This is a genomic window from Streptomyces sp. NPDC050085, from assembly GCF_044460595.1.
Taxonomy (GTDB): Bacteria; Actinomycetota; Actinomycetes; order Streptomycetales; family Streptomycetaceae; genus Streptomyces.
On the sequence record NZ_JBITJZ010000007.1, the window covers coordinates 133,184 to 145,497 of the forward strand.

At 72.3% G+C, this 12,314-nt stretch carries 10 protein-coding genes; 9 read left to right on the top strand and 1 reads right to left on the bottom strand.

Annotation, left to right across the window (positions count from 1 at the left end):
• The first annotated feature begins 16 nt into the window (after positions 1-16).
• From ACIBUY_RS25955 to ACIBUY_RS25975, 5 genes are all read left to right on the top strand, one after another.
• Positions 17-364 carry a TOBE domain-containing protein gene (locus tag ACIBUY_RS25955; RefSeq protein ID WP_399153869.1) on the top strand — a complete coding sequence of 116 codons (348 nt, stop codon included), beginning with the start codon at positions 17-19 and terminating at the stop codon, positions 362-364.
• A gap of 539 nt (positions 365-903) precedes the next feature.
• Positions 904-2,001, top strand: a complete 1,098-nt coding sequence (locus tag ACIBUY_RS25960; protein ID WP_399153870.1) for a DUF1996 domain-containing protein — start codon at positions 904-906, stop codon at positions 1,999-2,001.
• 104 nt (positions 2,002-2,105) lie between these two features.
• On the top strand, positions 2,106-3,866 hold the full coding sequence (locus ACIBUY_RS25965) for a discoidin domain-containing protein (RefSeq protein ID WP_365575635.1): 1,761 nt from the start codon (positions 2,106-2,108) through the stop codon (positions 3,864-3,866).
• Positions 3,867-3,952: 86 nt separating this feature from the next.
• The gene (locus ACIBUY_RS25970) at positions 3,953-6,394 is read left to right on the top strand and encodes a glycoside hydrolase family 3 C-terminal domain-containing protein (protein WP_399153871.1); all 2,442 of its coding nucleotides are present in this window, start codon (positions 3,953-3,955) and stop codon (positions 6,392-6,394) included.
• Between the two features lie 49 nt (positions 6,395-6,443).
• On the top strand, positions 6,444-7,484 hold the full coding sequence (locus tag ACIBUY_RS25975; RefSeq protein WP_399153872.1) for a LacI family DNA-binding transcriptional regulator: 1,041 nt from the start codon (positions 6,444-6,446) through the stop codon (positions 7,482-7,484).
• Positions 7,485-7,489: 5 nt separating this feature from the next.
• On the opposite strand, the gene ACIBUY_RS25980 is transcribed toward ACIBUY_RS25975, so the two are convergent.
• Positions 7,490-8,758, bottom strand: a complete 1,269-nt coding sequence (locus tag ACIBUY_RS25980; protein ID WP_399153873.1) for an MFS transporter — start codon at positions 8,756-8,758, stop codon at positions 7,490-7,492.
• Positions 8,759-8,898: 140 nt separating this feature from the next.
• On the opposite strand from ACIBUY_RS25980, the gene ACIBUY_RS25985 reads away from it, so the two are divergent.
• The 4 genes from ACIBUY_RS25985 (at position 8,899) to ACIBUY_RS26000 (ending at position 12,241) form a co-directional block, all read left to right on the top strand.
• Positions 8,899-9,813, top strand: a complete 915-nt coding sequence (locus tag ACIBUY_RS25985) for a LysR family transcriptional regulator (protein WP_399153874.1) — start codon at positions 8,899-8,901, stop codon at positions 9,811-9,813.
• Positions 9,810-10,436, top strand: a complete 627-nt coding sequence (locus ACIBUY_RS25990) for a DUF1345 domain-containing protein (RefSeq protein ID WP_365575625.1) — start codon at positions 9,810-9,812, stop codon at positions 10,434-10,436. Before ACIBUY_RS25985 ends, ACIBUY_RS25990 begins: the two co-directional genes overlap by 4 nt.
• Before the next feature lie 121 nt (positions 10,437-10,557).
• Complete coding sequence (locus ACIBUY_RS25995; RefSeq protein WP_365575623.1) at positions 10,558-11,136, top strand: peptidoglycan-binding protein; 579 nt, start codon at positions 10,558-10,560, stop codon at positions 11,134-11,136.
• 208 nt (positions 11,137-11,344) lie between these two features.
• Positions 11,345-12,241, top strand: coding sequence for an NAD-dependent protein deacetylase (locus ACIBUY_RS26000; RefSeq protein ID WP_399153875.1), 897 nt, complete (start codon positions 11,345-11,347; stop codon positions 12,239-12,241).
• The last annotated feature ends 73 nt before the right edge of the window (positions 12,242-12,314 follow it).

Sequence of the window (12,314 nt, forward strand, 5' to 3'; positions counted from 1 at the left end):
CGGACAGAACGCCCCGATGCGTAAGGCACGCCGCCATCACCGTGGACTCCGTCAGGGCCTCGGACTCGCCGCGGGCTCGACGGTCCGCGCCCTGGTCAAGTCCACCAAGTCCACCGAAGTGGCCCTTGCCGCAGCCCCGTTGGAGGCCCTGTTCCTCCGCAACCAACTCCCGGGCACCGTCACCGACGTGACCACTGGCGGCGCCATGGCCGCGGTCGGGATCGCCGTCGCCGGAGCGGAACCGACCGCGGCCGTCACCAGGGAGGCCGTCACCAGGGAGGCCGTCACCGATCTCGGCCTGGCACCCGGTTCCCGTGGCGTCGCCCTGATGAAGTCGACCGAGGTCGCGCTCCCCGCCGCCTGAAATGCCGTCTTGGCCCGGGACGCCCCGGGCGGTACGTTCACTGCGCCGTCGACGACGGTTCGGCGGAAGCCGGTGCAGCCACCGGCCCGAGCGGGCGGTCGAGCGCCTGCCGCGCACTTCCGCCCGGGCCCGCGGGCCAGCCCGCGTGCCCCGTTCCGGTGAGCGCCGCCGACCGCCGCGGGAGCCCGGTCGGCCGCGCCGTCGCCGCCAAGTCCGGCCGGTATACAGGCACTTGAAAAGGGCCACAGCCACCCCTGCGGCACCTCGATCGGCGCACGTCCCACGAAACAGGCCGTTCACTTTCTCTTGACACTGCCACGTCATAGCGAGAACACTCCCCGGCGAGAGAGCGCTCTCTCAGCTTCTCTCTCAGCCTTCAATCACCATCCCTCCATCCATCCCTCCATCCGTCTCTCCATCCGTCTCTCCATCCATCCCTCTCCATCCTTCTCAACCTCACTGAGTTCTCCCGCACTTCCGTGCACCACAGGTACCGCCCCCCCCCACCACTCGTCGTACCGACACGGCAGGAGGTCTCCATGGCACGGAGATCGAAATACTTCTCAGGGCTGCTGATATCCAGCGCGCTCATGCTGACCACGCTGGGCGTGGGCGGGATAGCGCTCTCCGCGGGTGCCGCCGAGGCGCCCGCCACGCAGCAGGCCGGCGCCGCCGCTCCCCAGGCGCACAGCATGGCCATGCCCGCGTCCACCCGCGCCAGCGGTGACGACCCGGACGGGGACGGCTACATCCCCGCGAACCCGCCGGTCACCGGCGTCGAACCGTCCACGAAGGAGCCGCCGCACGCCTACTTCCACGAGTTCCAGGCCCACTGTTCCGTCACGCACACCAAGCCCGACGACCCGATCGTCTACCCCGGGCAGCCCGGCAAGTCCCACGACCACACGTTCATGGGCAACACGACGACCGACGCGAACAGCACCACGGCCTCGCTCGACGCCGGCTCCACCACCTGCCTCGCGCCCGGCGACAAGTCGGGCTACTGGATGCCGACCATGTTCAACGGCGACCAGCCCGTCCTCCCCGTCGGCGAGCAGACGATCTACTACAAGGCCGGTGTCACCGACTACACCAGCGTGCGGCCCTTCCCGAAGGGGCTGCGATTCGTTGTCGGCAGCCCGATGCAGAGCGCGCAGGAGTTCCGCAACCACCCCGGCTTCGTCGAGGGCTGGGAGTGCGGCACGAGCTACTTCAACGTCGACTTCCCCAAGGACTGCCCCACGACCCAGGACACCCAGGTCAACATCCGCTTCCAGGCGCCGAGTTGCTGGGACGGAAAGTACCTGGACACCCCCGACCACAAGGCCCACATGGCCTACCCCGTGGTCAAGCCGGGCACCAACGACAACATGTGCCCGGCCGACCACCCCGTCGCGCTGCCGATGATCGAGTTCAAGATGGCGTTCCCCGTCAACGGTGACCTGTCCAAGCTGCGGCTGGCCAGCGGCGCGAGCTACTCCTGGCACTACGACTTCTTCAACGCCTGGGACGACCGGACGCTCAAGGCGATGGTCGACCACTGTGTCGTCGGCGGTCTGCAGTGTGACCCGCGCGGCTACGACCAGAACCACCCCGAGGCGGGCGCGGTCCTGAACGACCACTACGAACTGCCCTGACCCGCACGGCGTAGACACCTGCGCACCCGGGGCGACGGACGGCACGCCCGGTCGTCGCCCCACCCCTCACCGACGCCCCCACCGACCCCCACGGGAGGACCCGCATGCGCACCACCCGCACCGTCAACCACAGATCCCGCCGCCTGGCCACCCCGATCACCGCCGGAGTGCTCGCCGCCGGCTTCCTCGCCCTGCCCGCCCAGCACGCGCAGGCCGCGGGTGACGTGGTGAAGGTGACCGGATCGCAGGGCAACTGGCAACTCCAGGTCAACGGATCCCCGTACCAGATCAAGGGCCTGACCTGGGGGCCGTCCGTCGCCGACGCGGACAGGTACATGCCCGACGTGCAGTCCATGGGCGTCAACACGATCCGCACGTGGGGCACGGACGCCAGCAGCAAGCCGCTGTTCGACTCGGCCGCGGCGCACGGCATCAAGGTCATCGCCGGCTTCTGGCTGCAGCCCGGCGGCGGACCCGGCAGCGGCGGCTGTGTGAACTACCTGACGGACACCGCGTACAAGAACCAGATGCTCGACGAGTTCCCCAAGTGGGTCGACACGTACAAGGACAACCCCGGCGTACTCATGTGGAACGTCGGCAACGAGTCGGTGCTCGGTCTGCAGAACTGCTACAGCGGCGACGAGTTGGAGAAGCAACGCGACGCCTACACCACCTTCGTCAACGACGTCGCGAAGAAGATCCACGGCGTCGACCCGAACCACCCGGTCACCTCCACCGACGCCTGGGTCGGCGCCTGGCCCTACTACAAGAAGAACGCACCCGATCTCGACCTGTACGCCGTGAACTCCTACAACGCCGTGTGCGACGTCAAGTCCGCCTGGGAGCAGGGCGGTTACACCAAGCCGTACATCGTCACCGAGACCGGTCCCGCGGGGGAGTGGGAGGTGCCGGACGACGCCAACGGCGTGCCCGAGGAGCCCACCGACCAGGCCAAGGCCGCGGGATACACCAAGGCGTGGGGCTGCATCACCGGGCACAAGGGCGTCGCGCTCGGCGCCACGATGTTCCACTACGGCACCGAGTACGACTTCGGCGGCATCTGGTTCAACCTGCTGCCCGCGGGGGAGAAGCGGCTGTCGTACTACGCGGTCAAGAAGGCCTACGGCGCCGACACCTCGCACGACAACACCCCGCCGGTCATCTCCGAGATGAACGTCGAGGGCGGCGCGGCGAGCGTGCCCGCGGGCCGCGACGTGACCCTCTCCGTGAAGGCCGCCGACCCGGACGGGGACGCGCTGTCCTACCAGGTCCTCAGCAACAGCATGTACATCGACAAGGGCAAGGACCTCGTCCCGCTGAAGTTCACCGACGAGGGCTCCGGGCGTCTGAAGACCACCGCGCCGGACAAGCCGGGCGTCTGGAAGATCTACGTCAAGGTGACCGACGGCAAGGGCAACGTGGGCGTCGAGACCCGGTCCGTACGCGTCGTGCCGCCGCCCGTCAACGGCACGAACATCGCCCTCGGCAAGCCCGCCACCGCCTCCTCGGAGCAGACCACCGACTACGGCGGCTGCCCGTGCACGGCGGTCAAGGCCGTCGACGGCAAGAACGACACCCGCTGGGCCAGCGACTGGAGCGACCCGCAGTGGGTCCGGGTCGACCTCGGCTCCCGCCAGTCGTTCAAGCACGTCCAGCTCAACTGGGAGACCTCGTACGCGAAGGCCTACACGATCCAGACCTCCGACGACGGGCAGAACTGGACGACGGTGCGCGAGGTCAGCGACGGCAACGGCGGAATCGACGACTTCGACGTGACCGGAGCCGGCCGCTACGTACGGGTCAACGGGACGGCCCGCGGCACCGGTTGGGGCTACTCGTTGTACGAGTTCGGTGTCTACAACTGACCGGCGTCCGGCAGAACGTCTTCGTACAGCATGAGAGAGCGCTCTATCGCGCTCTCGGTTCGCGAGGTGAACGAGGGGTGGGGGCCATGGCCGACGAGGAGCCGGACCGGTTGCTCGAGAAGCTGAGTCCGACGCAGAAGATCCGGCTGCTCACCGGGGGGACGACCTGGCGCACCCGCGCCGAACCCGCCGTGGGCCTGGCCGAGGTGGTGACCTCGGACGGGCCCGCGGGGGTCCGCGGAGAGGCCTGGGACGAGCGCGTCACCTCGGTCCTGCTCCCGTCGGCGTCCGCCCTCGCGGCCACCTGGGACGAACAACTCGTCCAGGAAGTCGGCCGGTTGCTCGCCGACGAGGCCCGCCGCAAGGGGGTCCACGTCGTCCTCGCCCCGCACCTCAACCTCCACCGCTCCCCGCTCGCCGGGCGCCACTTCGAGTGCTTCTCGGAGGACCCCTGGCTCGTGGGCAGGATCGGCGCGGCCCTGATCCGCGGCCTGCAGAGCGAGGGGGTCGCGGCCGCGGCCAAGCACTTCGTGGCCAACGACTCCGAGACCGGCCGCCTCACCGTCGACGTACGCGTCGACGAACGCACCCTGCGCGAGGTGTACTTCGCCCCCTTCGAGGCCGCCGTCGAGGCGGGGGTGTGGGCGGTGATGGCCAGCTACAACCGGGTCAACGGCGCGACCATGACCGCGAGTTCACTCCTGACCCACCCCTTGAAGGACGAGTGGGGGTTCGACGGCGTGGTCGTCTCCGACTGGGGCGCCCTGCGCACCGCCGTGGACACGGCGCACGCGGGCCTCGACCTCGCCATGCCGGGACCGGGCGGCCCGTGGGACGACCTGCTGGCCGACGCCGTGGCGGACGGCCGGGTGCCGCGTGCCGCGATCGACGACAAGGTGCGCAGGCTCCTCGTACTGGCCCAGCGGGTCGGCGCCCTGGCGGGAACGGCCGACCCTGCCCGACGTACGCAGGCGAGCCCCGGCCGTGCGCGAGCGCTGCTGCACCGGGCCGCCGCAGCCGGGGCGGTCCTGCTCGAGAACGACGGCGTACTCCCGTTGAAAGAAGGGGAGTTGGGGACCATCGCGGTCATCGGTGCGCACGCTGTCGAGCCGCGCGTGCAGGGCGGCGGCAGCGCCGGAGTCTTCCCCGAGCGGACCGTCTCCCCGCTGGAGGGCCTGCGCGCCCGGCTGCCCGAGCGGACCCGGGTAGTCCATGCGGCGGGCCCGGACCTCGGCGCCCCGCCCGAGCCCCTCGGCCCGCGCGACTGCACCGATCCGCTCACCGGTGTCCCCGGCCTGCGGCTGCGCATGCTGGCCGCCGACGGCGCCGAGCTGTACAGCGAACTGAGGTTCTCCGGGCGCCTGTTGGAGCCCGACCTCGTCGAGGGCGCGGACACCGTGGAGATCAGTGCGGTGCTGACGCCGGAAGCCGGCGGTGAATGGACGTTCGCTCTCGCCGGGTTCGGCCGGATGTCGCTGAGCGTGGACGGCCGCGTGGTGATCGACGGTTCGTTCGCGCGGGAGACCGACGACCCGGCCGTCGTCCATGTGAACCCGCCCGCCGCCACCGCATGCCACGAGCTCGCCGAAGGAACGCCCGTTCTCGTCGTGGCGCGCCGCCGGCTCGACCCCGACACCGGCCGCGCCACCGTCCTGACCGCCGCTCCGCCCCCGCCGCACCCCGGCGCGGCGCTCGCCGAGGCCGTCGACCTGGCCCGCGACGCGGACACCGCGGTCGTCGTCGTGGGGACCACGGACGGCAGCGAGTCGGAGGGCCACGACCGGACCTGCCTCGCCCTGCCCGGCCACCAGGACGACCTCGTACGCGCCGTGGCCGCGGTCAACTCCCGTACCGTCGTGGTGGTCAACGCCGGGGGGCCGGTCGAACTGCCCTGGCGGGACGAGGTCGCGGCCGTCCTCCTCGGCTGGCTCCCCGGGCAGGAGGCGGGACACGCCCTGGCCGGACTCCTCCTCGGCGACACCGAACCGGGCGGCCGCCTCCCCACCACCTGGGCCGAGTACCTCGAGGACGCGCCGGTCACCGCCACCGAACCCGTCGACGGCGTGCTCGCCTACGAGGAGGGGCTGCACGTCGGACACCGGGCCTGGCTGTACGCCGGACGGGAACCCGCCTACTGGTTCGGGCACGGTCTCGGCTACACGACCTGGGCGTACGAGAGCGTCGCCGTGCCCGAAGTCGCAGAAGACGAAGGGGAGTTCACGGTCCGCGTGCAGGTGCGGAACACCGGTCGGCGGCACGGCCGCGAGGTCGTCCAGGTGTATCTGTCGCGGCCGGGCTCGGCGGTGGAGCGGCCCGTGCGCTGGCTCGCCGGGTACGCGGCCGTGCACGCGGCCCCCGGGGCGACGGTCGACGCCGCCGTCACGGTGTCCGCCCGCGCGCTGCGGCACTGGTGTGCGGAGCGCGGCGCGTGGGTCGTCGAGCCCGGCCGCTTCACCGTGCACGCGGGACGCTCGGTCGGTGACCTGCCGCTCAGTGCGGTCATCGAGGCGCGGGGCCAGGGCAGTTGACAAGAGAGCGCTCTATGCGCGGCGCGCCGGTCGCGATTAGGCTGCGTCCATGCAACGACAGTCCCTGACGCTGGAGGACGTCGCGCGCGAGGCGGGGGTCTCGCGGGCGACCGTGTCCCGGGTGATCAACGAGGTCCCCAGCGTGGATCCGGCCATCCGCGAGGTGGTGCGCGAGGCCATCGCGCGCACCGGCTACACGCCCAACCGGGCCGCGCGTTCCCTCGTGACGCGACGCGCGGAGACCATCGCCCTCGTGGTGTCGGGCGCGGGCGAGGAGGACGAGGGCGCGCAGAACGCGTTCACGGCACGGGTGTTCGCCGACCCGTTCTTCGGGCGGATCGTCAGCGGCGTCGTCGCCTTCCTGCGGACGCGCTCCATGCACCCGGTGCTGATGTTCGCCGAGTCCCAGGCGGCGCGGAGCGAGGTCATGGCGTATCTGCGCGAGGGCCGGGCCGACGGGGCACTCGTCGTCTCCACGCACGCGGAGGACCCGCTGCCGCCGCTGCTCGCCGCGGAGCACCTGCCCGCGGTGTGCTTCGCGCGGCCCGCCGTGCCCGCACCCCTCAGTTACGTGGACCTGGCGCACGGAGAGGGCGGCCGGATCGCGGCGCAGCACCTGCTGGACCGCGGCCGCCGCCGCGTCGCGACGGTGACGGGACCGCTCGACGTGCCCGCGGGGCAGCAGCGGCTCGCGGGGTTCCGGGAGGCGACGGAGCGGGCCGGGCTGCCCTACGTCCCCATCGCCGAGGGCGGGTTCACCCTGGAGAGCGGGGCCGCGGCGATGGCCAGGCTCCTGGACGACCATCCGCATCTGGACGGGGTGTTCGCGGCCAACGACCTGATGGCGCAGGGCGTCTGCCAGGTCCTGCGGGAGCGGGGCCGGCGCGTCCCGGAGGACGTCGCCGTCGTCGGGTTCGACGACTCCAGCGTCGCGATCACCTGCACCCCGCCCCTGACGACCGTGCGGCAGCCGGTGGAGGAGATGGCGCGGGCCATGGCCCGCATCCTCCAGGAGCACATCGAGGGCACCCGCACCGAACCGACGTCGATGATCTTCGAGCCCGAGCTGGTGGTCCGCGCCTCCAGCTGAAGGGCTCAACGGCCGTCGGGCGAGCGCCGGTTGAGGACCGCGACGGCCGCGAGGAGCACCAGGAGCAGCCCGGCGAACCAGGTCATCGCCGCGGTCGCCGTCAGCGACACGGTGGCGACGCCGATCGAGACCGCCGGGACGCTCAGGCCCACGTAGGCGACGAGGAACAGACCCGCGAGCGCCTCGCTGCGCCGGGCCGGTGCGGCCATCGTGACGACCGTGCCCACGGCCGCCTTGAACATCAGGCCCGAGCCGATGCCCGCGACGATCCCGCCGGTCAGGAACGTCGCCAGATCGACGGCGTGCATGCCGGCGACCACGCTCAGGAAGCCGACGGCCTGGGCGAGCAGCCCGAGCGTCATCTTCGCCCGGGCCGGGAGGCGGTGCGTCAGTGTCTGGGCGAGGACCGCGGCGAGGTACTCCGCGCACACGACGGCACCGGCCAGGGCGTGCGAGGGACGGCCGAGCGCCTGCCCGAGGAAACCGGGCGCGGTCACCGTGAACAGGCCGAGCACCGCGAACGCGGAGAACCCGGCGGCCGCGGCCCCGATGTATCCCGCCCGGTCGCCGTGGTCGGCGCTCACCCGCTGCGGCCGGTAGTGCGGGCGCACCTCGGGCGTGCGCACCGTCTCGGGCGCGAGGACGAGCGCGGCCATCACCGCCACGAGCAGCACGGCGAAGACCGCGTAGGGAACGCGCAGCGGCTCGGTCACGTACTGGGCGAGGAATCCGGCGGCCAGCGGGCCGAGGCCGAGGCCGCCGATGTTCGCCGCCGTGGAGACCGTCTCGAACCGCTGCGCCGAGGCGCGCGGCCGGTGCGCGGTGTGCAGTTCGTGCAGATGCGCCGTCGCCGTCGCGGTGAGCATGCCGACGCCGAGGCCCGTGACGAACCGTGCCACGAGCAGCACGGGCAGCGCCGCGCTCGTCAGGAACAGGACGGCCGCCACGAGTTGCAGGGTCAGCGCGGCAAGCAGCACGCGCCTGCGGCCCAGCCAGTCCGAGACGTGTCCGGCCAGGACCAGGCTGACCATCACGCCCACCGCGTACACGGCGAAGACCACCGTGACCATGAACGTCGAGAAGCCGTCATGGGCGGCGTACAGCGGGAACAGCGGTGTCGGCACGGTGGAGAACGCCATGGCGACGAGGAACGCCGCGGCGACCACCCAGAAGCCCGTGCCGTGCCGGGCCGACGGGGCGGCGAGGGCGGGCGGCGGGCCGCCCGGGGTGGGCAGGGGGGACAGCCGAGCGCGCACGGGCGTCGACGTGGTCATGGCACTGCTCCGATCCGAAGGGCGCTGCCCACGGGGCGTGGGCGGGCACGGCCCACTCTCCGACGCACCAGCGATCGCGTCCAACGAATCTTTGCGCTGGTCATCATCTGGATGAGAGATGGTTGTGTCATAGTCGGGGCGTGGAGCTCCGACATCTCGAGTACTTCGTCGCCGTCGCCGAAGAGCAGAACTTCACGCGGGCCGCGGCGCGACTGCACATCGTCCAGTCCGCGGTCTCCGCCGCCGTCAAGGCGCTCGAGCGCGAGCTGGAGACCCGGCTGCTCGACCGCAACTCCAAGCGGGTGCTGCTCACCGACGCGGGCCGCGCCCTGCTGCCCAAGGCCCGGATCGCGCTCGACGCCGCGCGGGACGCCGCGGACGCCGTGGCCGAGGTGCGCGGCGGGCTGCGCGGCACCCTGCGGCTCGGCACGCTCACCTCCGTCCGGCTCATCGACCTGCCCGCGCTGCTCGGCGAGTTCCACCGCCGCCACCCCGGCGTGCAACTACAGATCTCCGTCGCGCCCTCCGGCTCGCGCGGCCACGTCGAGGCGCTCACCGAGCGCCGCCTCGACCTGGCCCTCGTCTCGCTGCCGGGACCGGCGCCGGCCGGCGTCGCCCTGACGACCCTGGCCGGTTCGACCCTGGACCTGGTCGTCCCGCCCGACCATCCGCTCGCGTCCCGCACCGAGGTGGAGATCGGCGAGCTCGCCGGTCTTCGCTTCATCGACTGCCCGCCGGGCTACGGCAACCGGGCCATCGCCGACCGGGCGTTCGCGGCGGCCAAGGTGCCCCGGCACGTGACGATCGAGATCACCGACATCGTGACGACCGCCGACTATGTGCGCGCGGGGCTCGGCATCGCGTTCGTCCCGCGCTTCCTCGTCGGCACCGCCCACGGACTCGCCGTGCTCCCGGTGACCGGGGCCGACCTGCACTGGCCGCTCTCCCTCGCCGCGCCCACCGACCGCCCGCCGAGCGCGGCCGCCCGGGCCCTGACCGACCTGCTCGCCGAGTACGTGCCGCCGCCCGGCGCCGATGCGAGGATCACCCCATGAGACTGCCGCTGTCCGCCGTCCCGAGGCTCGTCGCCGCGGTGGTCATCGGCGCCCTGGGCGGCACGGCCGCGGGCGTCGCCACCGACGCCCCGCTGGGCTGGCTCGTCGGCATCGCCGCGACCGAGCTCCTCTTCGTGGTCTCGGGCTGGGTGGTCCTGTGGCCCCTGGACGCCGCCGCGACCCACCGCAACGCCCACCGCGAGGACTTCAGGCCGCTCGCCGAGGAGCTCGTGGTCGTCGCCGTCGCCCTGTGCGGCCTGGTCGCCATCGTGCTGCTGCTCCTGCGCGGCAAGTCCGACACCGACCACGTCGCCGCCGCGACCGCACTGTGCGGAGTGTTCCTGGCCTGGGCCGCGCTGCACCTCATGTACGCGACCCGCTACGCGTACGTCTACTACTCGGCGGGCGGCGGGATCGACTTCAACTCCGAGGAACCGCCCGCCTACCGGGACTTCTTCTACTTCAGCTACAACCTCGGCATGACGTACCAGGTGTCCGACACCGACGTCTCCAGCACGACGATCCGCGCGATCGTGCTGCGCCACACCCTGCTGTCGTACGTCTTCGGCACCAGCATCCTCGCCACCGCCATCAACCTCGTCACCGGGCTGGTCACCGGCTGACCCCCGGCCCGTCCCGCGCTTCCTTAACGGCCGTTGAGGCGCACATCAAGGCCCGCTTAAGGATCCGCGCGTCCGGTTCGGAGCGCGTCGAGGCCGCCCGTGTCCCGCCTAGGGTCACCCCGTGAGCATCGAGATCATCGAACCGGCGACGAGGACGTCCCGGCCGGTCGGCGGACGGCACCGGGCGCCCAGGTACCGGACGGTCCCGCGCAACGGCGGCCGGGCCGTGCGCCGCACCGTGCACACCGGCGTCACCGTGGCCGTGCTCGGCGCGGCCGTGCTGCTCGCCGGACACACGCTGACCTCGGCGAGGCACGGCACCGAGCGTGCGGCGCCGGAGCCCGGGCCGAGCGACGCCCACGGCATCGGACAGGCCGTCGTCCCGCCCTGGCAGGACGCGTCCCCGGTCCCGGCCGAGACCCCCACCGTCCCGGCCCACCGGAGCGCCGCACCCCCGCCGTCCGCCCGGCCCGCCGGGCAGCCGCAGCGGCTCGGCCCGGGCAGCCAAGGCACCCAGGTCCGGGATCTGCAGCGGCGCCTGCGCCAACTGCGGCTGTACGTGGGCCCGTTGAACGGCACGTACGGCACGGACGTCACCGAGGCCGTGACCCGGATCCAACAGGCACGCGCCCTGAACGAGCCGCTCGGCGTGTACGGGCCGCTGACCCGGTCCGTCGTGGAGGCGGAGACGGCGGCCTAGGGCGTGTCTTCAAACTCCCGTCGTCGCCCGCAGGGCGGCCGCGCGGCGTCTGGTGCGTGCTCTCGGCGTGCCGGGTGCAAGGCCTCGTACTGGATGTACTTGGCCTTACGCCCGGTGCGGCGAGAGTGCGTGCCAGGCGTCGTGAGGCAGACGGGAGTTTGAAGACACGCCCTAGGGCGGCCGATCTTCTCTGCGTAAGCTGGCAGACATGCGGATGCGACCCACGTTGACCTGGGAACCCGCCGAAGGGCTGCCCCCGGCCTCGACCGATCCGGCCCCGGTGGTGGACGCCGTGCGGGCCGGCGGGGTCGTCGTGCTCAGCGGCGCGGGCCTGTCGACCGAGTCCGGCATCCCGGACTACCGCGGCGAGCACGGCTCCCTGCGGCGGCGCACCCCGATGACGTTCCAGGAGTTCGCGGGCAGCGCGGCGGCGCGGCAGCGGTACTGGGCGCGCAGCCAGGTGGGCTGGCGGGCCATGACCCGGGCCGAGCCGAACGCGGGCCATCGCGCCGTCGCCGCCCTCGCCGCGGCGGGCCTGGTGGACGGGGTGATCACGCAGAACGTGGACGGGCTGCAGCAGGCCGCGGGCCTTGCGGACGTCATCGAGCTGCACGGCAGCCTGCGCCGCGTGATCTGCCTCGCGTGCGGTGACCTCAGCGACCGCACCGCGCTCGACCGGCGGCTGCGCGGGGCCAACCCGGAGTTCGAGTCGGCCGCCGCACAGCGCGCCGCGGCGGCGAGGGTCAATCCGGACGGCGACGTGGACCTGCCCGACGAGGCGGTGACGGGCTTCCGCGTCGTCCCCTGCGAGGCCTGTGGCGGCGTACTCAAACCGGACGTGGTCTTCTTCGGGGAGAACGTGCCGCGGGAGCGGGTCGCCGACTGCCGCAAGCTGGTCGAAGGGGCGAGCAGCCTGCTCGTGCTCGGCTCCTCGCTGACCGTCATGTCCGGGCTCCGCTTCGCGCGCCAGGCGCATCAGGCCGGCATCCCCGTGCTGATCGTCAACCAGGGCCCGGGCCGCGGCGACGCGCTGGCGGCGCACCGTATCGACCTGCCGCTGGGGCGGACGCTGTCGGACGTCGTGACACAGGTGGCCGAATCCTGACGGTGCCGTGATCAACTCCTCGATTTCATGAGCGAGTTGACACACCGGTCGCTACTCTTCCCTCCGCAGCCAC

What these genes read in the sequence shown, in the direction of transcription:
- ACIBUY_RS26000 (WP_399153875.1), top strand. Translation starts at nt 11,345, where the DNA reads ATGCGGATGCGACCCACGTTGACCTGGGAACCCGCCGAAGGGCTGCCC.
- ACIBUY_RS25970 (WP_399153871.1), top strand. Translation starts at nt 3,953, where the DNA reads ATGGCCGACGAGGAGCCGGACCGGTTGCTCGAGAAGCTGAGTCCGACG.
- ACIBUY_RS25975 (WP_399153872.1), top strand. Translation starts at nt 6,444, where the DNA reads ATGCAACGACAGTCCCTGACGCTGGAGGACGTCGCGCGCGAGGCGGGG.
- ACIBUY_RS25955 (WP_399153869.1), top strand. Translation starts at nt 17, where the DNA reads ATGCGTAAGGCACGCCGCCATCACCGTGGACTCCGTCAGGGCCTCGGA.
- ACIBUY_RS25960 (WP_399153870.1), top strand. Translation starts at nt 904, where the DNA reads ATGGCACGGAGATCGAAATACTTCTCAGGGCTGCTGATATCCAGCGCG.
- ACIBUY_RS25980 (WP_399153873.1), bottom strand. Translation starts at nt 8,758, where the DNA reads ATGACCACGTCGACGCCCGTGCGCGCTCGGCTGTCCCCCCTGCCCACC.
- ACIBUY_RS25965 (WP_365575635.1), top strand. Translation starts at nt 2,106, where the DNA reads ATGCGCACCACCCGCACCGTCAACCACAGATCCCGCCGCCTGGCCACC.
- ACIBUY_RS25990 (WP_365575625.1), top strand. Translation starts at nt 9,810, where the DNA reads ATGAGACTGCCGCTGTCCGCCGTCCCGAGGCTCGTCGCCGCGGTGGTC.